The following is a 26,750-nucleotide window of genomic DNA, read 5'->3' as shown; positions in this document are numbered from 1 at the left end:
ATTTAAACACTTAATTCTATGAAACTCGTTTTCGCTTCAAATAACAAAAATAAAATCGCAGAAATTCAAAGTATGCTTCCTGAAAGCATTAAAATATTAAGTTTAGAAGATATTAATTGTTTTGAAGACATTCCAGAAACAGCTGATACCATAGAAGGAAATGCCATTTTAAAAGCAGATTATGTAACCCAGAAATATGGTTACGATTGCTTTGCAGATGATACAGGCCTAGAAGTAAATGCGTTAAATGGAGAACCTGGAGTTTATTCTGCGAGATATGCCGGCGAGCAAAAAAATGCAGATGACAACATGAACAAGCTTTTAGAAGCTTTGAAAAATGAAGAAAACCGCAGCGCCCAGTTCAAGACCGTTATCACTTTAAACCTTGACGGAAAACAATATTTGTTTACTGGAATTGCAAAAGGAGATATTACAATAACAAAAACAGGAACAAACGGTTTTGGTTATGATCCTATTTTTAAACCTGAAAATTTTAATGAGACCTTTGCAGAACTGCCTTTGGAAACTAAAAACACTATAGGCCATCGCGGAAAAGCAGTTAAGCAACTCATTGATTTCCTGAGCACCACAAAATAATTGTTTAAAATACAACATTTTATTAGCTAAATTTTAGATTTTGAGACGTGTTTTTTAGCATATTTCTTCATTTAACACGAAAATTTATTTCAACAAAAATGTAACTTTTTGATAATCAATTCTTAACAAATACATAATTCTTAAAATTGCATTAGTTTATCTGAATAATTAGCAGTAATTTTGCACCCTATTTTAAAACACATATGAATAAATTTGAACAATTAGGATTGAATGAATCGTTACTGAAGGCGATTTTAGATCTAGGATTTGAAAATCCGTCAGAGGTACAGGAAAAGGCGATTCCCCTATTATTGGAAAAAGACACGGATATGGTTGCGTTGGCTCAAACAGGGACAGGGAAAACGGCAGCTTTCGGTTTTCCGCTAATTCAAAAAATTGATGCCGACAACAGAAATACACAAGCATTAGTTTTATCGCCAACACGCGAGTTATGTTTACAGATTACTAACGAACTTAAAAACTACTCAAAATACGAAAAAGGTATTAATGTGGTAGCAGTTTACGGAGGAGCTAGTATAACAGAGCAAGCAAGAGAAATAAAGAGAGGTGCGCAAATTATTGTGGCAACTCCAGGAAGAATGCAAGACATGATTAACAGAGGTTTAGTTAACATTAAAAACATAGATTACTGTGTTCTTGATGAGGCTGACGAAATGTTAAACATGGGATTCTATGAGGATATCGTATCTATTTTATCAGATACTCCAGATGAAAAAAGCACATGGTTGTTCTCTGCAACTATGCCACAAGAGGTTGCTAGAATTGCAAAACAATTTATGAGCGAACCAGTTGAGATTACTGTTGGTGCTAAAAACTCAGGTTCATCTACAGTTTCTCACGAATTTTATTTAGTTAATGCTCGTGATCGTTACGAAGCATTAAAACGTTTAGCTGATGCTAATCCAGACATTTTCTCAGTAGTTTTCTGTCGTACAAAAAGAGACACGCAAGCTATTGCCGAGAAGTTAATTGAAGATGGATATAGCGCCGCTGCGTTACACGGAGATTTATCTCAAGCGCAACGTGATGGTGTAATGAAATCGTTCCGTGGAAGACAAATTCAGATGCTTGTTGCTACTGACGTTGCTGCACGTGGTATTGACGTTGATAACGTAACTCACGTTGTAAACTACCAATTACCTGACGAAATCGAAACATACAACCACCGTTCTGGTCGTACTGGTAGAGCTGGAAAATTAGGTACTTCTATTGTAATTGTTACAAAAAGTGAGTTACGTAAAATTTCTTCTATCGAAAGAATTATCAAACAAAAATTCGAAGAAAAATCTATTCCATCTGGAATCGAAATCTGCGAAATTCAGTTATTACACTTAGCTAATAAAATTAAAGATACTGAGGTTGATCACGAAATTGACAACTATTTACCAGCAATCAACAATGTTCTTGAAGATTTATCTAAAGAAGAATTGATCAAAAAAATGGTATCAGTAGAATTTAACCGTTTCATCGCATACTACAAAAAGAACAGAGATATTTCTGTTTCTGGCGGAGAAAGACGTGAAAGAGGCGATTCTGAACCAAGAGAATTTAGCAATAATGGAGCAGTTCGTTATTTTGTGAACATTGGTTCTAGAGACAACTTCGACTGGATGTCATTAAAAGATTACTTGAAAGAAACATTAGACTTAGGTCGTGATGATATCTTTAAAGTAGATGTAAAAGAAGGATTTTCTTTCTTTAACACAGATCCTCAGCATACAGACAAAGTAATGGACGTTTTAAACAATGTTCAATTAGAAGGTCGTCGTATCAATGTTGAGATTTCTAAAAATGATGGTGGAGGAAGACGTGATCACAACAACCGTGGCGGAAGAAGAGACTCTGGAAGAAGAGACGGAAACTTTGCTCCAAGACGTGAAGGCGGATTCAGAAGTGACAGAGGCTCAAGAGACGGAGGTTCACGCGAAGGCGGATCTCGTGACGGAGGCTTTAGAGGTGACAGAAACTCATCTTCAAGAAGAGAAGGTGGTTTTAGAAGTTCTGCTCCAAGAAACGAAGGTGGTTCAGATAGAGCTCCAAGACGTTCAGAAAACTTCGGAGATAGTTCAAGACCAAGAAGATCAAGAAGAGATTAATAATCTAATTTCTTAAAATACAAAATCCCAAATTCCAATTTTATACGGAATTTGGGATTTTTTCTTATATCTAATAATCTCATCAATGTCTTTGTTAATTTTCTTATAATTAAATTCCAAGACTGCGAGATATTTAATCCCTATTTACTACTTTTAGAGCTTTAAATCAGGATATGAAATATTTCGCAATTTTCTTTTTTACACTTCTCGCTAATATTGGTTTTGCACAAGATACGCAAGATACACAGCCAACAGTTCCACAAAGAGTTTCAGGTTACGTTATTAACGACGACAGCAAACAGCCACTTGCTGGAGTAAATATCATCAACACCAACAAAGTGCGTGGTGCAAAATCTGACGAAAAAGGATATTTTGAAATTGACGTACAAGTAAACGATACACTTCATTTTTCTATTCTAGGATTTCAATCACTAAGAATCAGAGTTACAAATGACTGGATAAAAAACAAAGTAACTAGAATTCAGCTTACCGAAAAAGCAATTGCTTTGGAAGAAGTTGTTATTGCTCCATTTTCTTTAACAGGATATCTTGAAATTGACTCTAAATTAATTCCAACAAAAGAAAACTATCGCTATAGTATTTCAGGCCTTACACAAGGTTATGAAGCTGGAGAATATGCCCCAAATGCTTTTGGTAAAGTTCTCGGTTCGATTTTTAACCCTGCCGATATGCTCTATAATTTCTTCGGAAAAAATGGTAAAGAACTCAAGAAGCTGAAGGAAATGAAAAAAGATGATACTGTACGAACACTTTTAGAATCAAAATACGATCGCGAAACAGTTGCGGTGTTATTAGGAATCAGCAAGGATGAAATTCCTGAAATTATGCATCGTTGCAATTATTCTGATTCTTTCATTCAAAGTGCAAATGACCTTCAGATTATGGATGCAATCAGCGCTTGTTATGAACAATATAAAGTTTTGAAACGAAATTAAACTCACAACATAAAAAATCAATCCTCATTTTTAAAACTGAGGATTTTTTTTGTTTTAAATATAACTACTAACTACATAAACCACAAAAAAAATGTCAACAATACCCTTTCAGACGATTGATTGGAGTCAAATCGAAAAAACAGAACACACAGGAGAAACCGGAACTGCTTATTGGCAGACCATACAATTAGGAGGTTTACGTGTTCGAAAAGTTGTTTACAGTAAAAATTACCATGCAGATCACTGGTGTCAAAAAGGACACATTGTACATTGCTTGGAAGGAGCTTTTATAAGCGAATTAGGAAATGGTGAAAAAATAAAATTTTCAAAAGGAATGACTTATATCGTTTCTGATGACATGAGTTCTCATCGTTCTATTACAACAAAAGGAGTAGAATTGCTTATAATAGATGGCGACTTTTTAGTTTAGCCTGGTCTCGGTTTGCAGCTTTATAAAAACTGCAAACCGAGACTTCGACTGAAACCTTTTTTATTTCACTGGAATATTAGAAAGAATTTCTAATACAAATTTCCAATATTTCTGTGCAGATGAAATACTTGCTCTTTCGTCTGGAGAGTGCGCTCCGTGAATTGTTGGTCCAAAAGAAATCATATCCATATCAGGGTAATTTGTTCCTAAAATTCCGCATTCTAAACCTGCGTGGCAAGCTACAACTTTTGGCTGCTCACCATTTTGCTTTTCGTAAATCTCTTTTAAAACTTCTAAAATTTCAGAGTTTACATTTGGAGTCCATCCTGGATAAGAACCAGAAAGTTCGACTTCACATCCAACCAATTCAAAAGCAGAACGTAGTGAATTAGCTAAATCAAATTTTGAAGATTCAACAGAAGAACGTGTTAAACATCCAACCAAAATCTCTCCATCTTTAATAACAACACGAGCGATATTGTTTGAAGTTTCCACCAAATCGGCCATATCAGCGCTCATTTTATAAACTCCATTCTGAGCTGCATAAATCGCTCTAACAATCCCTTCTTGAACACCTAAATCCATCACTTTTTCAGGCAAATCACCTTTTACGATTTCAATAGATAAGTTTGGTTCGGTTGTTTTATATTCAGCTTTAATATCAGAAATGATTTCCTGCATATCATAAACATAAGCCTCATCAAACATTTGAGAAATAATTACTTTCGCAACACTTTCTCTCGGAATTGCATTTCTAAGACTTCCGCCATTAATTTCAACAATCTGCAAACCAAAGTTTTCAAATGCATCAAATAACAAACGGTTCATGATTTTATTTGCATTTCCTAAACCTTTATTGATATCCATTCCTGAATGTCCACCATTTAGGCCTTTTACTGTAATCGTATACCCAACAGAACCTTCTGGAACTTTTTCTTCGTGATAGGTTCTTGTTGCTGTTACGTCAATTCCACCAGCACATCCGATATCAATTTCATCATCTTCTTCTGTATCTAAATTCAATAAAATTTGACCTTGAAGAATTCCACCTTTTAAGTTTAAGGCTCCTGTCATTCCAGTTTCTTCATCAATTGTAAACAAAGCTTCAATTGCAGGATGCGGAATATCTTTGCTTTCAAGAATAGCCATAATAGTCGCCACTCCTAGCCCATTGTCAGCTCCAAGCGTTGTGCCACGTGCGCGAACCCAGTCACCATCCACATACATATCGATTCCTTGTGTATCAAAATCAAAAACGGTATCGGCATTTTTTTGATGCACCATATCTAAATGTCCTTGCATTACGATTGCCTTACGGTTTTCCATTCCCGGAGTTGCAGGTTTTCTGATGATTACGTTTCTGATTTCATCTTCGAAAGTTTCTAAACCTAAGCTGTTTCCAAAGTTTTTCATAAACTCAATTACACGCTCTTCTTTCTTCGATGGACGAGGAACAGCATTTAAATCTGCAAATTTGTTCCAAAGTGCTTTTGGTTCCAGATTTCTTATTTCTTGACTCATTATATTTTGTTTGGTGTTTAACAATTAAGAGCTTCAAAGTTACAAAGTTTAATTGCTTTTTTTGCCACGAATTGCACTAATTAGCACTAATTAAAACGGATCTAAAATGGAATAAATCAATAATTAACGAAAATTCGCAGAATTCATGACGAACTTTTTTCAATCATTCGATATTGTATTTATATTTACGTATCTAAAATTTAACTTGTGAAATCAAAATACTTTTTACCTTTATTTTTAATAGTTCAAATCATTTTTTATAAAATCCTTCCATACTTCCCAGATTTTGTTGAAGGTTTTTACAGTAAAAATTTATTCGCTAGGATTTCACATTTTTCTAGAACGGTTTTAGGTAAAGTTCCGTTTTCTGTCGGCGACATAATTTATGCTATTTTGATGATTTCTATAATTAGCTGGTTTTGGAAAATCAGAAAAACATGGAGAACAGATTGGAAAGATCACCTTCTAACAATGCTGGGTAAGATTTCTGTTTTTTACTTTTTCTTTCACCTTCTTTGGGCTTTCAATTATTACAGAAAACCTCTTTTTGAGAAAATGGAAATCAAAAGAGAATATACCGATGCTGATCTTTTGGCTTTTACTAAAAGATTAATTGCAAAGACGAATGAAATTCAGTTTCAAATCACAAAAAATGATAGCGCTAAAGTTGTTTTTCCATATTCACAGAAAGAATCATTTAACATGATTTTAAACGGTTACGATAATTTAGCAAAAGAGCATTCTTATTTCAAATACGAAACATTAAGCGTAAAAAACTCATTATTCAGCGTTCCTTTAACCTATATGGGATTTGGCGGTTATTTAAATCCATTTACAAACGAAGCGCAAATTAACGACTTACTGCCAATGTACACTTTTCCGCTAACCACAGCCCATGAAATGGCACATCAGATTGGTTTTGCAAGTGAAAGTGAATGCAATTTTATTGGTCTTTTGGCTTCTGTAAAAAATGACAATTTATATTATCAATATGCGGGATATAGTTTTGCATTACGTTATTGTCTCGGAATCTGGAAGTTTAAAAATGAGAAAATTTTTGAAGTATTAAAGAAACGAGTAAATCCTGGAATTTTAAAAAACTATCAAGAAGACCAAGATTTCTGGAAAAAATATGACACATTTATAGACGAAGGCTTTCATTTTCTATGGGATAGTTTTTTAAAAACAAATAACCAGAAAGACGGAATGCAAAGCTATAGCAAGTTCATCGATTTGACGATTAATTATTATAAAACAAGAAAATTATAATCCAACTGTAACAAAAATGATTTCATAACTACTAATACATTATGAGCGAAAATCTAGAACAGTCATTTGTTGCGCAGCTGCAGGCAAATCAGAATATAATCCACAAGATTTGTAGATTATATACTGCTGGCGAAGACGCTCATAAAGACTTGTTTCAAGAGATTACTATTCAGCTTTGGAAAGCTTATCCAAAATTTAGAGGCGACAGTAAATTTTCAACTTGGACGTATCGTGTTGCCTTAAACACAGCGATTACCTTATATCGCAAAACCAAAAGAACTATATCGACCGTAGATTATGAAAATCATCAGCATTTTGTAAAAGATGTTGACTACAATTATGAAGAAGAAGAACAGATTAGACTGATGTACAAAGCAGTTTATCAATTAAATGACATCGAAAAGGCGTTAGTTTTTATGTATTTAGAAGACAAAGATTATCAAGAAATAGCTGAAACCTTAGGGATCAGCGAAGTGAATGCGCGCGTGAAAATGAACAGAATTAAGGGGAAACTTAAAAAAATACTAAATCCTTAAAAATTATTATGAAAGAACTGGATTTATTAAAAAAGGACTGGCAAAAGAACTCTGATTCTTTTCAACAAATTTCTGAAAACGAGATCTACAAGATGATTCACAGAAAGTCATCTTCCATTGTAAAGTGGATTTTGATTATCAGTATTTTAGAAATTTCGTTTTGGACATTTTCAAACATTTTTATCAACACAGACGATGTATTGCACAAAATGAATCATCCTGAAATTGTAACAGCCTTAGAGTTTATAACCTATTTCAATTATGTGGTTGTTTTAATTTTTGTTTACATCTTCTATAAAAATTACAAAACAATTTCGACTACAATAGCCACAAAATCTTTGATGAGCGCTATCCTAAAAACCCGTAAAACGGTGCAATATTATGTTTGGTACAACTTGGGAATGATTGTAATCACAGCAATTCTGAGCTTTTTTATTGCTTTTGTGTACAATCCAGATATGGAGTTTCTTAGAGAAAAATTAGCCATGAACGGAAAAGCCATGTTTGTAACAATAGGTATTCTGATCTTAGTAATTTTAGGTTTCTTTGGACTATTCTGGTGTTTCTACAGAGTGATTTACGGAACACTTTTACGTAGATTATATGCTAATTATAAAGAATTGAAAAAAATTGATTTTTAAATCTAATATTCATTTTCAGAATCCTTGTAACTCCATCTTCTCATTTCATTAAGTTCTTCTTGCGCTTTGATTTCTTCAGCAGGAATAACTTTTAAAAATGATGGATGCTGTTCTATTGCGTATTCTACTTTTTCTACGATTTGTTCGATAGTATCATTTTCATAATCAATATCAAGAGGTTCTTTGATGATGAAAGATTGTAGAATTCCTTTTTTCTTCATTCGAAGTCCTTTCTTATCGAATGATCTGCGGAAACCATCAATTACAATAGGAATAACGATTGGTTTGTGCTGTTTAATTATATGAGCGGTTCCTTTACGAACTGGCTTAAATGATTTTGTAGTTCCTTGTGGGAAAGTAATAACCCAACCGTCTTCAAGTGCTATTCTAATATTTTCGGTATCATTTGGATTAACGTCACGTTTTTCCGTCACATCGACTCCTTTTGCTCTCCAAGTTCTTTCAACCGTAATTGCACCAACATAAGCTAAAATTCTTGGCAATAATCCCGCTTGCATGGTTTCTTTGGCTGCCACATAATAAATATTCATTTTTGGCTGCCACAAATAACCAATATTCTTAATCGTGTCTTGACGCCCAGATAAACTGGCGTTAAAGACATGAAACATCGCTACAACGTCTGCAAAATAAGTCTGATGATTGGAAATAAATAAAACATTAGTATCTGGAAGTGTCTTAATAATCTCAGATCCTTCAATCTGCAATTCATTAAAACCTCTATATCTCTTATGAGTCATGGCACCTAGAACTCGGATCAACCATTTCTTGATGAATAATATATGCCCAAAAGGATTTCGTTTAAACAATCCCATAACTAATTTATCTTATTTTTTTGTTAGGTCGCAAACATACAAAAATTATTCTTTTAGCAACACTATAAAACATTTTCTAGAAATAAGAGATATCCAAATGAATATCAAATCATTAAATAAACCTTATCAAATTTATTTTACCATCGCTTCTTTTAAGACATCTCGCAATTCGCTCAAAATCATCGCCGTGGCTCCCCAAACAACATGATTCTGAATATTAAAGGCAGGAACTAAAATATTTGCTCCATAAGAAGTTGATAATCTGGCTTCGATAATAATATCATCATTTAAAAAAACAGACAAAGGCAATTCAATAATTCCGGCAACTTCTCTTATATCGGGATAAAAGGAAAGTTCTTCTTTGGCAATTCCTAAAAACGGATGCACCAAAAAATTACTTGGCGGAATATACATTGGCGAAAAATGTTTAATGATATTTATTTTATCACTTGTAATTCCAACTTCTTCATGTGTTTCTCTAAGAGCTGTGGTTTCAAAATTTAAATCTTCCTTTTCATACTTCCCGCCTGGAAATGCAATCTGAGCTGAGTGAACCCCATCATAAGCATTTCTAACAATCAAAACCAGATGTGTTTTTTCCTGTTTGGGATAAAACAGCATCATTACCCCCGCCATTCTAGCGTTTAGTGCATCAATATCAAGATTTTTCAATCCTTCTATACGTTCTTTGGGAGCCATTTTTAAATGTGAAGTTACTGCTGGCAGCTCTACTGGAATTATATTGGGAACATATTTCAAAAAGTCTTGAAAATTCATAATCAAAGCTTATTTTTGTACTTTCAAATAAAACATAAATATACTCCAGAAAACGCAGTACCACAAGTTTTCTGCTATTAAAGCCTAAAAAATGTACAGTAAAGAAGAATCACAAAGAATAAAAAGAGAATTTTGGGTAGCATTTGCAGAGAAATATCCTCGCAAATGGGTGCTTTATGATACAAAAATTAAAGACTTCTCTTTTAAATTTTATGTTGACAATAAAAAGGCTCAGGTTTTAATTGATATTGAACAAAGAAGCGATGAAAAACGTATAGCTTATTTCGAAAAACTGGAGGCTTTAAAAAATATTCTAGAAGAAGAATTTATTAAAGATCTAGTTTTTGAGAAAAATTATACTCTAGAAAGCGGTAAAACCATCAGTAGAATCTGGGTTGAAAAACTTGGTGTTGGTTTCAGCAATAAAAATACTTGGGATACTATTTTTGATTTCTTCAACGAAAATATGCACGCTCTAGAAATGTTCTATTTAGAATATGATGAGTTTATTAAGGATATTGAATCTTAAGGTGCTAAGAAACTAAGAAACTAAGATTCTAAGATTTTTTATATTTCAATTCTATTCTGATTATTCCAGATTAGAAATGCGTTATTTAATATGATTTTGAATCATCTGTTTAATTTTTTGATTCTCGTAACCAAAAAAGTTTTCTACTATTTTCCCTTGTGGATCAATTAAGAAAAATGTAGGATAACCCGAAACTCCATATTTTAGAAGTGTTTCTCCATTTGGACCTTTTCCATCATTTAATGTAATCCAACCTGGCTGATCTCTTTGCAAGCCTTTTTTCCAAATTAGTTCAGATTTGTCAGCGTAAAAACTTATTATGCTCAATTTTTCAGCTTTAGTTTCAAAAACTTCCTTTAGCTCCTTTACCGATTGAACACAAGGAGCACAATATGTCTCTGTAAAATCTAATAAAATATATTTTCCAGCAAACTCTGAAAACTTTCTTGTTTTACCAAATTGGTCTTTCGCTTGAAAATCAAAAAATAAATCTCCATTTTTTATTTGATCACCAACTTTTAGATAACTGGCAATTCTATTGCCATACACACTATTTTTATATTTAGCATCTAGATTTTCATAAAGTTTTTGCAATTCAATTTTATCAAAATCAGCTCTTAAATCAAACAAACCATATATTGCTGCATATGTATTCAAATTAGATTTAATAAAATCCATTTTAATACTATCTACAGCTTTGTTGATAGCATTTAATTGATTGATCTTTTCCTTTCTTAAAGTTTTATATGCCGCACTAGAATCTACTGTAGGTTTTCTTAAAAAATTAACAATTTCATTCCTTTCTATGTTATACGATTTTGTCTTATTATCTAAAATTGACATTTTATCATGATGAACAGAACCGGAGACTTTTACATTATAAGGAAAATCTTTTTTATCAGCATTTATAACTACATTTTCATTTGCAATAAACAAAGGAACACTATAAAATTCATTTTCTGATTTAATAGTTAGGTAAATAGTTTTTGGCACATCTGTTTGTTTATTTTTTAAAACAAATTTTCCGTTTTTAACATAAGTACTATCAATAAACTTCATTATTTCTACATCATCTAACAGCACTTTATCGCCATCCTTAAAGCCGGAAATTGTACCCGATATTGTTTTGCTTTGCGAAGAAATTGTTATCGTAACAAAAAATACTAGTAGCAATGAAAGTATTCTTTTCATAATTAATTATTTTTCTTCTTTAAAAAATTTCAGGCAATGAATTTGTGATTACTAAACCGTAATAATATTATACACAATTATATGATCGTCATAATTGATATAAAGCTGTTTTCTGTAGTCTTGCTTTTTTCGGGTAATAATTGACAATTTGCATTCTTTTCCGTCATTATCTTTACACATAAAAGAATATACAATATCAGTATCGTTTTCTTCTCTTTCGATGTAATCTAAAATACTATAAAGCTGTATTTCTTGAGAATACACTACAATTCTATGTTTATTGGTATCTAAAACAACCGAAAGATTTACCAAATCTAGATTAGACCATTCGCCCCACTTTCCTCGTTCATTTTTTTCCAGAACGCTAAATCCTGACGTTTTAAAATGATACGACTGACTCTGAATCTGTTGCAATCCAAAAATTAAAAACAATAACAATATATAGGGGCGTAGGGAATTCATAAAATTTTTCTTGTAGACAATTAAAACTCAAATGTAATCTTTTCTTTGGATGCGGTTTCAAATTCGGCTATCATTTGTTGAACAATTTGTTCAACTGGTAAAATCTCATGAATCAAACCTGCAACTTGTCCAATTTCTAATTCTCCCTCTTCCAAATCTCCTTCAAACATTCCTCTTTTTGCTCTTGCTCTTCCTAAAAGCTGAACTAATTCTTCTTTTGATGGGCATTTTTGATACAAATCCTGAACATCCTGATAGAATTTATTTTTTATTAATCGAACAGGTGCTAATTCTTTCAAAGTCAACTGCGTACCTCCTTCTATAGTACTAACTATTGTTTCTTTAAAATTATTGTGTGAAGAAGATTCTACAGAAGCTGCAAAACGGCTTCCAACTTGAACACCATCTGCACCTAAAACCATCGCAGCAAGCATTCCTCTTCCTGTAGCAATTCCGCCAGCAGCGATTAAAGGAATTTTTATTTTTTCTTTAACCATAGGAATTAAGGTCAGGGTTGTAGTTTCTTCGCGTCCATTATGTCCGCCTGCTTCAAATCCTTCAGCCACAACTGCATCTACGCCTGCATCTTGTGCTTTCAAAGCAAAAGCACTACTGCTAACCACATGAACCACTGTAATACCTCTTTCTTTCAAAAAAGAAGTCCAAGTTTTAGGATTTCCTGCAGAAGTAAAGACAATTTTTACGCCTTCTTCAACTACAATATTCATAATTTCCTCAATGTTAGGATATAACATCGGAATATTGACACCAAAAGGCTTATCTGTTGCTTTTTTACATTTTTGAATGTGTTCTCTTAAAACTTCTGGATACATCGAACCCGCACCAATAAGTCCTAAACCTCCAGCATTACTTACTGCTGAAGCCAATTTGTAACCGCTGTTCCAGATCATTCCGCCTTGAATGATTGGGTATTTTATATTGAAAAGCTGAGTGATTTTATTCATTAAAATTATTGCTTGATTATTTTTCCTGTTTTATGCAGCTTATCGGCATCAAAACTATAAAGATACAATCCGCTTTGAAGTGATTGCAAGGAAAGAACTGGGTTTGAATTAGTAATTTTTTCTTCTATTAATTTTTGTCCTAAGATAGAATAAATAGTTACCGATGCTGTATTATTTTCATTAAAAAAAGAAAACGAAACTTCATTTTTAGCCGGATTTGGATATACCGCAAACGAAGCTTCCGCTACAAAATCATCAACACTTAATGCTGCACCAAAATTTGGAATTCCGTATCCGTAATTATTATCTGGATTAGCATATCGATCAGCAGATTGTACAATCATCTGCCTTATTTCTTTGTTTGTTTTTGATGGAAATGCTTGCCACAAAGAAGCCGCCATTCCTGCCATTATCGGACATGAAAATGAAGTTCCACTTGCTGTAACAATATTTCCATTTGCATCAGAAACCGTAGCTGATACTCCTTGCGCCATAACATCTGGTTTTATTCTTCCATCATAACTTGGTCCGATAGAACTGGAACTAGCTCTTACTTTAGAAGCATTAACAGAACCAACTGTCAATACTGAAACCGCATCTGCAGGCGAACCAATGTGCTTTTCTGGTTGAGTTCCTTCATTTCCAGCAGATGCCAAAACCAAAATTCCTTTGCTAAAAGCAATCTCTGCTCCACGCGAAATAAAAGTCGTAATTCCGTTCATCTCGCTATACGTATGATTGTATCTGATTTCGTCTCTATCCAAAAAATAGCCTAATGAAGTAGTAATTATATCGACTCCTAAAGCATCAGCCTTTTCCGCAGCTTCTACCCACAGTGACTCTTCTAACGGAATTTCTTGAGCTTGAATTTCTGTAATAAAAAGATAATAGGATGCATTTGGAGCAGTTCCTACTAAAGAATTTGTTTTAAAACCGCCCATTGTTGAAAGCACAGAAGTTCCATGAGAATCGCCCGTATAGAAATTGCTATTTCTGGTAGTATAATCATAACCACCTAAAATTTTATTATTATTTCTAAGATTTTCAAATGGTTGCGCAGTATTAACGCCAGGAAAACCGCCGTCCATAACGGCTATAATTTTTCCATCTCCAGTAAAATTCTGCTGATGGAGAACTTGTCCGTTTAGCATCTGAATTTGATTCGCAGAATTTCCGTAAGAATAGTCAATTGTAGTTTTTAACTGTTCGTGAACTTGATTTACTGAAGCTTCAAAGACTCTTTTCCCTGTAGTATTTAAAGTTCTATCTGCAAACTCAATTCCAGAAACAAAAGCTAACGATTTTAAAGCTCTAATATTAGCCTGAGTTCCTTGAATATGAAGTGCATTCAGCCATTTTGACTGCGCTTTTACCGTAATTCCTGCGCTTGATGTAATTTGATTTATATAAGAAGTTTCCAGAGGAGCATCAGTAATAGCCAAAGCGATATTCTGGTTCGCTCTTCGATCCAAAGCTCTTTGTGAAAGTTCGGTTAGCGGATTGTCATAAAAGGCTTGTGCGCTAGGCTTACCATTAAAATAAACCCACGCATCTTCTTGTGAAAATACGGTAAACGAAAGAAGTAATAAAAGAAAAGTAAAGTTATATCTCATCGTTTTATACCTTTAAGGGATTTACTCCCAAATAAAGTATAAAGCTAAGAAATTACTCCCGAACCAACTAATTCATTTTCTAAATACCAAGCAACAAATTGTCCTTCTGTAATAGCAGACTGTGGCTGTTCAAATTCCACATACATTCCATCTTCAAATTGATACAAAACCGCTTTTTGCAATGGCTGACGATAACGGATCCTTGCCATCACTTCCATCTTTTCTCCTGCTTTTAGCGTCATATCTTCTCTAACCCAATGTACTTCAGATTGTCCAACAAAAAGTGCTTTTTTAAACAAACCTGGATGCTCGCTAGACATACCTGTATAAATCGTATTGGTTTCTACATCAGTAGCAATTACAAACAAAGGATCTATTGTACCTCCTACATTCAAACCTTTTCTTTGTCCAACTGTAAAATAATGAGCACCTTGGTGTTTTCCAACCACTTTTCCCATTGTTGGAATATAGTTTAGCTTTTGAGACTCTAACTTTAATCTTTCTTCTAAAGAAACATCAGCTGACTTCTCAATATTATAGATAGGATCATTTTTATCAACCTGAACAATTTTACCTTCTTTAGGTTGCAATTTCTGCTGTAAAAACTCTGGAAGACGAACTTTTCCAATAAAGCATAAACCTTGAGAGTCTTTCTTTTCTGCTGTAACCAATTCCATTTCAGCAGCGATCTCGCGCACTTCTGGTTTGGTTAAAGCTCCAATAGGAAACAAAGCTTTAGACAATTGTTCTTGAGACAATTGGCAAAGAAAGTAAGATTGATCTTTGTTTACATCATTTCCGGCAATCAACTGATAAACCGTTTTTCCATCCACTTCGATTTCGCTTTTTTGGCAGTAATGCCCTGTTGCTACGTAATCTGCACCAAGACTTAAAGCGATTTTCATAAACACATCAAATTTGATTTCGCGGTTACAAAGCACATCAGGATTTGGAGTTCTCCCTTTTTCGTATTCGTTGAACATGTAATCAACGATTTTTTCTTTGTATTCTTCGCTCAAATCAACAGTCTGAAACGGTATGCCAAGCTTTTCAGCAACAAGCAAAGCATCATTACTATCTTCTAGCCAAGGGCATTCGTTCGAAATAGTAACCGAATCATCGTGCCAGTTTTTCATAAAAAGGCCAATAACTTCGTATCCCTGCTGTTGCAATAAATATGCTGCAACACTAGAATCTACTCCACCTGAAAGTCCAACAACTACTCGTTTCATTTTGAAATGTTTATTTTTTTAAGGTTGCAAAGATACGTCAAATAATAGAAAATTTCAGCATGGTTTTCATTACTTTAAGCAATCCTGCGGTAGATAAAACTTATTCTGTTTTTACCCGTTGGACGTAATAGAATAATTAATAGAATAAAAATCAAATTTGATCTGCTAAAATCTTTTAAAATCTGCGTGAAATACTTTTTTCCGATCGATATTTTCACGCAGATTTATACAGATCAAAGCAGATTTGTAAAGATTTAAATTTAATTGGACGAGGTAAAATTCACAAAAACAATTTCACCCAATGAGTTCTTTTTTTAATTACATTTAATCATCTATTTGTATTGTATGAAAAAATTCATTTACAGCTTATTTTTCCTTTTCGTTTTAACTTCATTAAGCGCACAGCGATTTAGCGCTTCTTTGTCAAATTATGAGGCGTATAAGGCGTTTAGAGGAAAACCTTTGTCTGATAAATTTTCGAATATTGAGTCTGTAAAAGTGATTTATGATCTTCGAAAACAGAAAATGTATTATTTCAACAGCAGCGTTATTTTGCTTCACTATGATTTCGTTGTCAATTATTTGGGTTACAGCCAAGATCTTGAGATATTCAACAATGAAAATTATAGCGATACAGAAAAAAACAGAGATTTTCTTCTGGGAAATTTAAATCACATTAAAGGAACCGATAAATGGATTTTTGAACTCGCTGCTTCCGATCATATGCCTTTACCATTGATTGAGCGTTTTTTTAATATGGTTAAAAGCTCCACTTTTATTGGTGAAAAACTAAAGTTTTATCTGGATAATCCAGAAATGATGGAATGGTTTCAACAACAGAAATTCAAGATTCCTTGTGTAAAATCAGATTATATTTTTGGAGAAATCAAATATCAAGAAGTGGTTCGCGGCAGTAATATCGGAATTCTGAAGAAATACAAAACCAAAGAGCTAGAAACCATAAAACCTAATTCTGATGAAATCGTTATTCTGGACGGAACGCCAGAAATTCTCCCAAACGTCCGAGGCATTATTGTGAATGAACTCCAAACGCCTTTAAGCCATTTGGTTCTTTTAGGAAAAAATAGAAAGATTCCGATTATGGCTTATACTGATATTGAAAAAGACAACAATATTAAAAAACTGCTTTCTAAAAAAGTTGAATTAAAAATTGAAGTAGATACTTTTTTCATCAAAGAAACCACTAAAAAAATTCCAGTAAAATCTACTGGCAAAAAGAAAAAACTGATTATTGATAATAGCATTACCGAATTAATAAACTTGGCTGAAATTCCTAAAAAGGGAGTTAATTATATTGGTTCAAAAGCACAAAACATGGCGTATTTAATTGCTATTTCAAAAGACGTCCCATTTAAAGTACCCGAAAATGCTCATGCTATTCCATTTTACTATTACACAAAGCATATTCAGAATCCTGCTATTTCTCCATTAATTGCAGAACTTTTAGCTTTTCCTCAAAAAGATTCTACAATTTGGATCAATATACAGCTTAAGAAGATTAGAGATGCTATTAAGAAAGAACCTATTGATCCGGAATTAATTTCGAAATTAAATATTGCCTTTAAAGATGCTAAATTCAAAAATTTCAGATTTCGTTCATCAACGAACGCAGAAGATTTGGATGATTTTAATGGCGCTGGATTATACGATTCTAAAACAGGCATTTTAGGCGATTCAGTAAAAACTTTCGAAAAAGCCATAAAACAAGTTTGGGCAAGTGTTTGGAATGAAGCTTCGTATAACGAAAGAGAACTTTTTGGAATTGACCAACAGAATATCGCAATGGGTGTTTTAGTGCATCGTTCTTTTCCTGACGAATTGGCAAATGGTGTTATTATCACTAAAAATATATTTAGAGAAAACTTTCCAGGAATTACGGTTAATATTCAAAAGGGAGAAAACTCGGTTGTAAAACCCGAAAAAGGAGAAATCTGCGAGCAATTTGTTGCCTATCATTTTAATGACGGAAAAGACGAAACCGATTTTGATATCGACTATACTTCCAATTCAAATTTAAACAATAATGAGCCTTTATTGACCCGAAAAGAAATGAGTAATCTGTATGATGTCAGTAAAAAAATTGAAGCCAAAATGTATCGATATTGGCGTAAAAACCAATTTCATCCCGTAGATATCGAGTTTAAAATTGTAGGCGAAAAAAGAGATCTGTACATCAAACAAGTTCGTCCATACAACGATTAATAGAAAACTAATAAATCTATTTCGTTGGCAGCCGTATTGATTAAGACGATTCTAAAATCGAAATTTTCAATCTTAATTTTCTCTTGAATTGATTTTCTAATTACTTCTGAGTTTAAAGAAAAGTTTTCGTCAAGCGGAATTTTCACATCAACTGAATTTAAAAACTTGGAAGCTTTTTTATTAACGATAATTGAAGCCGCTATATAAAACCCGATGATTATGATTTGAAAAAACAGCAATAATTCGATCTTTTCAAACGGATACATAATATCTAGAATAGACAATGTAATCGTTGCAAAAAGAAAGATTATAGCGTTTACGGTAAAGGATTGTGTTCTAAAACGAAGTATCGAAAAAATCGCAAAGAGACCAAAACCAATTCCGACTCCAATTTCGATTTTTGTAAAGAGATAACAAAGCGAAAAAGTGCAAAGCCCGACAATGACCATCAACGGATTTATGGTTGCATTATCTTTTCTGTTGGAGAAAAAATACAAAACCAAAATCGAGAAAAACAATAATAAAAATCGTCCTAAAAGCTCTTTTAAATCCATCGGTTAGCATAATTGATTAATCAAATGTAAACATTTTACAATTAATCTTTTATAATCTTAATAAATGAATTCTGAGCTTTTAAACTCTTATTTCTTTGGTGCTGGACCTTTTTCAGAAGCTTTATTAGTGTTTTTAGGATCACTCATATTCACTTCTTTCACCAATTTTCCTTTTTGATAAAACTGCCAGATTCCCGCTTTTTTACCATTTACAAATTTACCTTTAGAAGCAACCGATTTGTCTGAGTCATAAAAAACTGCATCTCCGTTGTATTCGTTGTTTTTAAAATTGGATTCTTCCAGAAGTGTTCCGTCCTGCCCTATTTTTTTATAAGCTCCCTCTTTTAAACCATTTTTATACATCATCTCTTCTGCAACTTGTGCATTTGGATAATAAATAGTTCTTAAACCTTCTAATTTTCCTTTTTTGTAATTCTCTACTGTCATCAAAACTTTAGAAGCTTTATGGTAATATTTCCACTCTCCTTCACGAGCTTTTCCTATCTCTTTTCCTTCACTTACTTTGTTTTTGTTCTGATCATAAAAAATAGTGTAAGAACTGCCATCATTGGCACTAAAATCTCTCGTAGCCAAAATATCACCTTTTTTGGTATCATCAAAAAATTTAAAAACACCAGTTTCTTTTCCGTGATCAAAAGTTCCTTCATAACGAGGACGCTTAGATTCTGCATAAGTGCCTTTCCAAAGTCCATCTTTTTTTCCGGCTGCATCAACTTTATTAATATCGGTTTGCGCATTCGAAACTAATGCTGTTAGGAATAATAATCCAAATATGATTTTTTTTGAGATCATGGTAAATTCTATTTTTAAGCTTAACGAAAATCTTAATTATAAAGTATAATGGTATAAAAAAATCCCGATAAATCGAGATTTTTTTATTTAGAATTATTTCTTTTTCTTATTCTGAGCTTTTGCTGCTTCCTGCTGTTCCATTACTTCTTGAAGACGCTGTTGGAACTTACTTGGTTTCTTAGGCTCTCTTTGTTTGTTCTCTTGAATCTGAGCGTGAATTTTATCACTGTCTACAATATAATTCTTGATTACAAACATAATTCCGATTGTAATCAAGTTCGAAATGAAGTTGTATAAAGATAATCCTGAACCGTAGTTGTTGAAGAAAATTAACATCATTAATGGCGAAACATAAATCATGATTTTCATCATTTTTGCCATATCTGGCATACCTTCTTGCTGAGGAGCAGCCATTTGTTGGTCTCCTGAAGTCATTTTCATGTAGAAGAAAATTGCAATTGCCGCCAAGATTGGGAACAAACTGATATGATCTCCATACATCGGAATAGTGAATGGTAATTTTACAACCGAGTCAAAAGAAGATAAATCGTCTGCCCAAAGGAAACTTTTTTGTCTTAATTCAAACGCCGCAGGGAAAAACTGGAACGATGCATACATAAATGGCAACTGAATCAATGCCGGAATACATCCTGCCATTGGGTTTACACCTGCTTTGTTGTACAACTTCATTGTTTCCTGCTGTTTCTTCATTGGGTCTTTTTTGAATTTTTCTCCCAACTCAGCAATATCAGGTCTTAAAACTTTCATTTTAGCCTGAGACAAGAATGACTTATAGGTAATTGGCGACATTGCCAATTTGATGATAATTGTAAAAATAATAATCGCAATACCTAATGACAATCCAATTGTTGAGCTTAAGAATCCAAACAAAGGAATAAAGATCCATTTATTAATCCATCCGAAGATTCCCCATCCTAATGGAATAATCTTTTCGAAGTTTTTATCGTAAGCTTTTAACGTTTTGTAATCTGCAGGACCCATGTACAAATTCATTTTGTAATCGATCTCTCCATTTGAAAACGCTAAAGGCAAATTAGCTCTAAACTGCTTAGTGAAAACAGTATCGATTTTTTCGTCTTTAACTAAATCGTCAGATTGTAATTTTGAAGTTTCAAAAGGTTTGTCTGTAGATAAAATCGTAGTAAAGAAATGCTGTTTAAACGCAACATAACTAACTTTTGTAGGCGTCTCTTCTTTCCCTTGTCCGTTCGAACTTACGTTGTTGTATTTTGATTCTTCGTATTTGAAATCAATTTGTGCATAACGATTTTCATACGCAATACTTTTCTCATTTCTGTATGTTTTTAAATCCCATTGCAAATCAATTGGTTTTGCAGAATTTAAAACTCTATTTAATCCTTGAGAACGAATATCAAAACCAACTAAGTAATCGTTTGGTTTAAGAATGTATTTATATTCTAAAAATTCATTAGCTCCAGCTTTCAAACGCATAGACAAAACCAGGTCTGCACCAATTTTTTCTAATGTTGGTTCAAAGTACAAATCTTTAGAGTTTAATGTTCTATTATCTGTAGTAAGAAGTTGTAAATTTAAGTTAGAGTTGTTGTTTTTGATTAACTCAACTAATTGTCCAGAACCTTTTTTTAATCTTTCGAATTCTTTTAAAGTAGCTTCAACAATATAACCACCTTTATTAGCAATCTTTAATCTTAATTTTTCATTTTCGATTGTAGTAAAAGCTTCTTTTGCAGAAGGAAGTGTTGCAGAATAAGCAAATCCTCCTAAAGTTTTTTGCAATTGCGCCAATTGAACCGTATCTCCAGGAGTTACAGCTGCAGCTGGTAATGACGCAGTTTTAGCTTTATCTGCTTTTGCTTGTGCTTCTTGTTTAGCAACTAATTCTTTCTTGGCTTTTTCAGCAGCAATTTCTTTTTCAGAAGGCTGATTTTGATACATAATCCAAATCAAAATTCCGAAGATCAATACAAAACCAATGATCGAATTAAAGTCTAATTTTTTTTCTTCCATTATTAATTTAAAAAGTTATTCGTTGAAGGTTATTAGTAATGAGTTTTACTCAATTGTTACATCTTCTCAGAATATAATTATTATTTTTTATGCGCATTTACCGCAGCAGCCACAAAGTTTACAAAGATCGGGTGCGGATTTGCAACTGTACTTTTGTATTCTGGGTGGTATTGTACACCAATGAAGAACGGGTGGTTTTCAAGCTCTACGATTTCAACTAACCCTGTATCAGGATTAACTCCAGAAGCTTTTAAACCAGCTTTTTGCAATTCATCAGCATATTTATTGTTATACTCGTAACGGTGGCGGTGACGCTCCGAAATAGTTTTTTGTCCGTAAATTTTGTATGCTAAAGTGTCTGGTTTAATATCGCATTTCCAAGCACCTAAACGCATTGTTCCTCCTTTATCGGTTACATTTTTCTGCTCTTCCATTAAACTCACAACCGGATGAGGCGTTTTATCGTTCATCTCTGTTGAATTCGCTTCTGCGTAACCTAAAATATTTCTAGAATATTCGATAACAGACATCTGCATTCCTAAACAGATTCCGAAGAAAGGAATGTTGTTTTCACGTACAAAACGAACTGCTTCGATTTTTCCTTCAATACCTCTTTCACCAAAACCTGGAGCAACTAAAACTCCGTCAAGAGAACCTAATTTCTCTTCTACATTATCAGCATTAATATGTTCTGAGTGAATAGAAATTACGTTTACTTTTGTTTCGTTTGCAGCTCCTGCATGAATGAACGCCTCCAAAATAGATTTGTAACAATCTTGCATTTCTACATATTTCCCAACCAAACCAATGTTTACCGTTTGTTTTGGGTTTTTTAATCTTTTTAAGAAAGTATTCCAGTTTTTAAGATCTGGAGATGCTTTTTTAGGTAAATCCAATTTCTTTAAAGCTACAACGTCTAATCCTTCTTCAAGCATTAAATTTGGAACTTCATATATAGTAGAAGCATCAATTGACTGAATAACCGCTTCTTTTTTCACATTACAGAATAAAGCTAATTTCTGGCGTAATTCCTGAGACAATTCGTGCTCGGTTCTACAAACCAAAATATCTGCTTTAATACCGCTCTCCATTAATGTTTTAACAGAGTGCTGTGTTGGTTTTGTTTTTAATTCACCTGCAGCAGCCAAATAAGGAACTAATGTCAAGTGAATAACAATTCCGTTATTTTCACCTAACTCCCAAACTAATTGACGAACAGACTCTATATAAGGAAGAGATTCGATATCACCAACTGTACCACCAATTTCAGTAATAACAATATCATAATCGCCAGATTTACCTAGCAATTGCATTCTGTCTTTGATTTCGTTTGTGATATGAGGAACAACTTGAACTGTTTTTCCTAAAAATTCTCCTCTTCTTTCTTTTTCAATAACCGAAAGATAAACTCTTCCTGTAGTAACATTATTAGCCTGAGAAGTAGGAACGTTCAAGAAACGCTCGTAGTGCCCTAAGTCTAAGTCAGTTTCAGCTCCATCATCTGTCACATAACATTCTCCGTGCTCATACGGGTTTAGTGTCCCCGGATCTACGTTAATGTATGGATCAAATTTCTGAATAGTTGTACGGTATCCTCTTCCTTGTAACAATTTTGCCAAAGATGCCGCGATAATCCCTTTTCCTAATGAAGAGGTCACACCTCCTGTAACAAAAATATATTTTGTTTGATTCATTCTGTTGTTGTTTGTAAGTAGTTGTGTAAAAAACTTGGCAAAAGTACAAATTTAATTAGACAATTTATCAATTCCAGAATGAGATAATTTTTAAAATTTTAGAGTTCTTTCGAATTAAATAAAGGTTTAAAGTTCCACCATAAGAAAACGAAAGGTTTTTCTGTTTTTAGCTGCAAATTCGCAACTAATAAACAATAACCTTATCAATTTAAAAATCCGATTTTTATGGTTTTAAATATTGTTTGAAATACTATAATATTATTTTAACTTATATCTTAAATTATCAAAGAAACGCTCAATCAATCTTCGATCTTCGGTAATAACTTCAGCGGTTCCTTTTGCCTCAGCATGAAAGTTTAATTCTACACCATAATTGGTTTTTAATCCGAATGGCAAACTGACCTCTACCAAATAGGAATTAATTTTATTTTGAGTGTCGGACAATGTCTGCTGATTTGTTACAAGCGATATTCTTTTAACCTTTCCTTTTATAGAACCGTATTCATTATAAGGATAATTGTTAAGTTTAATAATAACGCCTTGTCCCACCTTTACCTTTCCTGCACCATTTTCAGGTAAATTAACTTGACCAATCAATTGAGCATTGTCTGGCACTATTTTAAACAATTCCTGCCCCGATTGAATATAGTCATTGCTTTTAATAAAATTTAAAAAATCAACTTTCCCATTAATTGGTGAAACAAAAACATAGGTACGTTCCCATTTTTTTACTGCATCTATCAAATCATAGTAGCTGTTAAACAGATTAACAACAAGTTCTCTTTCTTTTACTGCTTTTTCAATCGCTATAACTTGAGTTTTGTTTTGAGTTTCCTTTATTTGATAATTTGTATTATTGATTTCTTTATCAATAGCATTATAATCTAAAATACTATTAGCTTTTGCTATAATAGATCGCTCAATATCTGCTTTAGAAGTCACTTCTTTTTCAAATAAAATTGAATCTTTTTTAAAAAGACTTTGTGATATTTTATACTTAATTTCTTGATTTTTAAAATCATTTTTTAATTGCGAAAATTTGCTTTGCTGTAGTTCTAATAATTTTTGGTTTATCTGTTTTTGAAATTCATATGGCTGTTGGACAGAGTAATCTAAATATTGATATAATGAATTTAAAAAATTAAAATACTTATTATTTATTTCACCCAAAGATAAATTCTCAGGAAACAAATGACGGTGTTTATTATAAACAACCTCATGAATATTAGTTTTATAAAGCAAATCATCCAACAATTGCACATCCTTTAAACTTGCTTCATTCTTTATATAAGCCAGATATGCTCCTCTATTTACTTTTATGCCCGATTTATTCTTTAATAATATAATATTACCTGAATTTGAAGCGATTAGCTTAACAGGAGCTTGCTGGGTATTTACCACAATTTGACCTGATAATATGGATGGATATTTTATTAGCCAGCCAAATAACAGCAAAAGTAAAACCAAACCAACGACAATTCCGCTTATTGTTGCCCCGAATTTAGTTGGCATTCTTTCAATTATTGATGCAACTTCTTCTGTTCTGTTTTCATTAAGCGTTTTATGAAATCCTTTGCTAGCCATTTACCGTATCTCCTATTTGAGTTTTAACTAATTGATAATAATGCCCATTTTCGCGGGTCATCAGCATATCATGATTTCCAATTTCGGTAATGTAACCGTTTTTTAACACTATAATCTGATCTGCTTTACGAATTGTACTTAATCTATGCGCTACAACAATTACAGTCTTATTCTTAAATATTTCTTCTAATGCCACTACAATTTTCTGTTCATTTATTACATCTAATGAATTTGTCGCTTCATCAAAGAACAGATAATCAGGATCTTTATATAAGGCTCTTGCAATAAGAACACGCTGTTTTTGGCCTCCACTTAAACCTCTTCCGTTTTCTCCCATCATCGTTTGATACCCTTTTGGCATTGATTCAATTTCAGATGCTATGTTTGCAGCTGTCACTGCTTTTTTCAACCTTTCATAATCTATATTTTCATCGTCTAAAACTATATTATTCTGTATGGTATCACTAAATATTTTGCCGTCTTGCATTACAGCCCCACAGCTTTCTCGCCATTGTTTTAAATTAATATTCTGAATATTTAAATTTCCCATTGACAATTCGCCATGAGTAGGCTTATACAATCTCAATATTAATTTCAGCAAAGTAGTTTTTCCGCTTCCGCTATCACCAACAATTGCGGTGACCTTTCCCTCAGGAATCGTTAGTGAGATATTTTTCAAAATATAATCACTGTTTCTACTATATTGAAAACTCACATTTCGCAACAATAAACTTTTGTCTTCTGGAAGCTTTATATTATTGGTAATATCATTTTCTTCCTCATTTTCCAACTCATGTATTTCATTCAATCTTAAAAAACTAATTTTAGCATATTGCCCTGATTGAATAAAAGATATAAACTGCATAATAGGACCATTTAACATTCCTATTATAAATTGAGTAGAAATCATTACACCAAATGTAATATCTCCTTTTATTACTGACTTCGCACAATAAAAAGTAATAATCAAATTAGTTAACTGATTAATAAACTGTGCTCCTAGATTTAAAGCATTATTAATTCTTAGTATTTTTTGATCAATCTTGAATAATTGAACCTGCAAAGCTTCCCATTTCCATCTTTTGTGCTTCTCATAATTATTGATTTTGATATCTTGAATACTTCCAATGGTTTCTACCCAATAACTTTGGTTTTTAGTATGTAAGTCAAAATACTCCCAATCTAGTTTCTTTCGAAACTGAAGAAAAAATAAAACCCAGCCAATGAATAATATGCTCCCTATAACATAAATCAAACATAAAACGGGGCTGTATATCATCAAAATTATTCCAAAAATGAAAAATGTTAAAATCGAAAAAATAAAATTCAGAGAATTATTCATTACAAAATCCCGAATACGTTCATGATCCTGTGCTCGCTGTAAAATGTCTCCAATTAATTTATTTTCGAAAAAAGTAATGGGCAGTTTCATTAATTTGATCAGATAATCTGAAATTAATGAGATATTAATTCTAGATGTTAGATGAAGTAGAATCCAATCCCGAACCATATTACTCAATAAAATGCTGACTATAATGGTTATATTAGCAATTAAAACAAGATCAATAAAATCTAAATCGTTTGTTTGGATTCCAACATCAATAACAGCTTTGGAGATAAAAGGCAAAAATGCCTGTAAAACTGTTACTATTAGCATCACGACAAATAAGTTTATAAAACTCTTTTTATAGGGTGTAAAATAACCTAAGAAATTTTCAAACGTTTTGCGTCTTTCTATTTTATCATTTATAGAGCGCTGTTTAAAATCTGCCATCGGTTCGATAGCTAAAACAGCTCCTGTTTTAGATTCTTTCAGCCAGCTATTTTTAAAATTTTCATGACCGTATTTTAATAATCCTTTTGCAGGATCTGAAACAAATACTTGTTTATGATTTATTTTATAAACTACTATAAAATGATTATCCTGCCAATGCACAATACACGGCAATGGAATAGCCCTAAAAGTCTCAAAATCTATTTTAATACTTTTAGTACGCAAACTTATTTTTTCGCAGGCATCGCTAATGTCTAAAAAACTGACTCCCTCTCTTGTAATACCGCATAAATCGCGTAAAAAAAGGCAGGCTGTAAAACCTGCCATAATATTTAGCAATTATTTTAATACAAGCTGGACCGCAGTCTTTGGAATCGAGCTGGTATTCATGAGGAAAATTGAACATTGATTTAAATTTTAATCTAAGAG

At 32.8% G+C, this 26,750-nt stretch carries 23 protein-coding genes and 1 pseudogene; 9 read left to right on the top strand and 15 right to left on the bottom strand.

What is annotated here, in order from left to right; genetic code table 11:
- The first annotated feature begins 18 nt into the window (after positions 1–18).
- The 4 genes from JI750_RS09420 to JI750_RS09405 all read left to right on the top strand — a co-directional run bounded on the left by JI750_RS09420 (position 19) and on the right by JI750_RS09405 (position 4,100).
- Positions 19–597, top strand: coding sequence for a non-canonical purine NTP diphosphatase (locus JI750_RS09420; protein ID WP_202000732.1), 579 nt, complete (start codon positions 19–21; stop codon positions 595–597).
- 203 nt (positions 598–800) lie between these two features.
- The gene (locus JI750_RS09415) at positions 801–2,714 is read left to right on the top strand and encodes a DEAD/DEAH box helicase (protein ID WP_202000729.1); all 1,914 of its coding nucleotides are present in this window, start codon (positions 801–803) and stop codon (positions 2,712–2,714) included.
- A 173-nt stretch (positions 2,715–2,887) separates the two neighbouring features.
- Complete coding sequence (locus JI750_RS09410) at positions 2,888–3,670, top strand: carboxypeptidase-like regulatory domain-containing protein (RefSeq protein ID WP_202000727.1); 783 nt, start codon at positions 2,888–2,890, stop codon at positions 3,668–3,670.
- 91 nt (positions 3,671–3,761) lie between these two features.
- Positions 3,762–4,100 (top strand): DHCW motif cupin fold protein, encoded by a 339-nt coding sequence (locus tag JI750_RS09405; RefSeq protein ID WP_202000724.1) that lies wholly within the window; start codon positions 3,762–3,764, stop codon positions 4,098–4,100.
- A gap of 60 nt (positions 4,101–4,160) precedes the next feature.
- On the opposite strand, the gene JI750_RS09400 is transcribed toward JI750_RS09405, so the two are convergent.
- Entirely contained in the window at positions 4,161–5,621 is a 1,461-nt protein-coding gene (locus tag JI750_RS09400; RefSeq protein WP_202000721.1) for an aminoacyl-histidine dipeptidase, read from the bottom strand.
- Between the two features lie 207 nt (positions 5,622–5,828).
- Between JI750_RS09400 and JI750_RS09395 the strand changes: the two genes are divergently transcribed.
- From JI750_RS09395 to JI750_RS09385, 3 genes are read left to right on the top strand one after another with little or no spacing between them, the layout of a single operon-like run.
- Positions 5,829–6,890, top strand: a complete 1,062-nt coding sequence (locus tag JI750_RS09395) for a DUF3810 domain-containing protein (protein WP_202000719.1) — start codon at positions 5,829–5,831, stop codon at positions 6,888–6,890.
- Between the two features lie 41 nt (positions 6,891–6,931).
- Positions 6,932–7,426 (top strand): RNA polymerase sigma factor, encoded by a 495-nt coding sequence (locus JI750_RS09390; protein WP_202000717.1) that lies wholly within the window; start codon positions 6,932–6,934, stop codon positions 7,424–7,426.
- 8 nt (positions 7,427–7,434) lie between these two features.
- A complete protein-coding gene (locus JI750_RS09385; protein WP_202000715.1) occupies positions 7,435–8,067 on the top strand; it encodes a DUF8845 family protein in 633 nt (210 codons plus the stop codon).
- Positions 8,068–8,069: 2 nt separating this feature from the next.
- Here JI750_RS09385 and JI750_RS09380 read toward each other — a convergent pair whose 3' ends face one another.
- On the bottom strand, positions 8,070–8,900 hold the full coding sequence (locus JI750_RS09380) for a lysophospholipid acyltransferase family protein (RefSeq protein WP_202000712.1): 831 nt from the start codon (positions 8,898–8,900) through the stop codon (positions 8,070–8,072).
- A gap of 132 nt (positions 8,901–9,032) precedes the next feature.
- Positions 9,033–9,677: an NUDIX hydrolase gene (locus tag JI750_RS09375; RefSeq protein ID WP_202000710.1), complete on the bottom strand. Its 645-nt coding sequence runs from the start codon at positions 9,675–9,677 to the stop codon at positions 9,033–9,035.
- Between the two features lie 91 nt (positions 9,678–9,768).
- Between JI750_RS09375 and JI750_RS09370 the strand changes: the two genes are divergently transcribed.
- On the top strand, positions 9,769–10,206 hold the full coding sequence (locus JI750_RS09370; RefSeq protein WP_202000708.1) for a DUF4268 domain-containing protein: 438 nt from the start codon (positions 9,769–9,771) through the stop codon (positions 10,204–10,206).
- Between the two features lie 81 nt (positions 10,207–10,287).
- Here the strand turns inward: JI750_RS09370 and JI750_RS09365 are convergent, their stop codons facing one another.
- The 5 genes from JI750_RS09365 to mnmA are packed head-to-tail and all read right to left on the bottom strand — an operon-like array spanning position 10,288 to position 15,669.
- On the bottom strand, positions 10,288–11,397 hold the full coding sequence (locus JI750_RS09365) for a TlpA disulfide reductase family protein (RefSeq protein WP_202000705.1): 1,110 nt from the start codon (positions 11,395–11,397) through the stop codon (positions 10,288–10,290).
- Positions 11,398–11,448: 51 nt separating this feature from the next.
- Positions 11,449–11,859, bottom strand: a complete 411-nt coding sequence (locus JI750_RS09360; protein ID WP_202000702.1) for a hypothetical protein — start codon at positions 11,857–11,859, stop codon at positions 11,449–11,451.
- Positions 11,860–11,879: 20 nt separating this feature from the next.
- A complete protein-coding gene (locus tag JI750_RS09355; RefSeq protein WP_202000699.1) occupies positions 11,880–12,824 on the bottom strand; it encodes an NAD(P)H-dependent flavin oxidoreductase in 945 nt (314 codons plus the stop codon).
- Between the two features lie 5 nt (positions 12,825–12,829).
- Positions 12,830–14,437 carry a S8 family serine peptidase gene (locus JI750_RS09350; RefSeq protein ID WP_202000686.1) on the bottom strand — a complete coding sequence of 536 codons (1,608 nt, stop codon included), beginning with the start codon at positions 14,435–14,437 and terminating at the stop codon, positions 12,830–12,832.
- A 44-nt stretch (positions 14,438–14,481) separates the two neighbouring features.
- Positions 14,482–15,669: a tRNA 2-thiouridine(34) synthase MnmA gene (gene mnmA, locus JI750_RS09345; protein WP_202000683.1), complete on the bottom strand. Its 1,188-nt coding sequence runs from the start codon at positions 15,667–15,669 to the stop codon at positions 14,482–14,484.
- A gap of 345 nt (positions 15,670–16,014) precedes the next feature.
- On the opposite strand from mnmA, the gene JI750_RS09340 reads away from it, so the two are divergent.
- Positions 16,015–17,892 (top strand): PEP/pyruvate-binding domain-containing protein, encoded by a 1,878-nt coding sequence (locus JI750_RS09340; protein WP_202000681.1) that lies wholly within the window; start codon positions 16,015–16,017, stop codon positions 17,890–17,892.
- On the opposite strand, the gene JI750_RS09335 is transcribed toward JI750_RS09340, so the two are convergent.
- From JI750_RS09335 to JI750_RS22100, 7 genes and pseudogenes are all read right to left on the bottom strand, one after another.
- On the bottom strand, positions 17,889–18,446 hold the full coding sequence (locus JI750_RS09335; protein WP_202000679.1) for a DUF4956 domain-containing protein: 558 nt from the start codon (positions 18,444–18,446) through the stop codon (positions 17,889–17,891). The two genes, JI750_RS09340 and JI750_RS09335, sit on opposite strands and share 4 nt — an antisense overlap.
- Positions 18,447–18,533: 87 nt before the next feature.
- Entirely contained in the window at positions 18,534–19,259 is a 726-nt protein-coding gene (locus tag JI750_RS09330; protein WP_202000677.1) for a toxin-antitoxin system YwqK family antitoxin, read from the bottom strand.
- Positions 19,260–19,352: 93 nt separating this feature from the next.
- Positions 19,353–21,269 (bottom strand): membrane protein insertase YidC, encoded by a 1,917-nt coding sequence (yidC, locus tag JI750_RS09325; protein WP_202000675.1) that lies wholly within the window; start codon positions 21,267–21,269, stop codon positions 19,353–19,355.
- A gap of 80 nt (positions 21,270–21,349) precedes the next feature.
- On the bottom strand, positions 21,350–22,963 hold the full coding sequence (pyrG, locus tag JI750_RS09320; RefSeq protein ID WP_202000674.1) for a CTP synthase: 1,614 nt from the start codon (positions 22,961–22,963) through the stop codon (positions 21,350–21,352).
- A gap of 258 nt (positions 22,964–23,221) precedes the next feature.
- A complete protein-coding gene (locus tag JI750_RS09315) occupies positions 23,222–24,547 on the bottom strand; it encodes a beta-barrel domain-containing protein (protein ID WP_202000672.1) in 1,326 nt (441 codons plus the stop codon).
- Entirely contained in the window at positions 24,540–26,648 is a 2,109-nt protein-coding gene (locus JI750_RS22105; RefSeq protein ID WP_202000669.1) for a peptidase domain-containing ABC transporter, read from the bottom strand. Before JI750_RS22105 ends, JI750_RS09315 begins: the two co-directional genes overlap by 8 nt.
- A 19-nt stretch (positions 26,649–26,667) precedes the next feature.
- Positions 26,668–26,727, bottom strand: a pseudogene (locus tag JI750_RS22100) (hypothetical protein); the annotation flags it as partial.
- Positions 26,728–26,750: the final 23 nt, after the last annotated feature.

Source organism: Flavobacterium tagetis (assembly GCF_016735615.1).
GTDB lineage: Bacteria > Bacteroidota > Bacteroidia > Flavobacteriales > Flavobacteriaceae > Flavobacterium > Flavobacterium tagetis.
The sequence above is the reverse complement of the archived record's forward strand: the minus strand, read 5'-3'. Positions and strand labels throughout refer to the sequence as shown.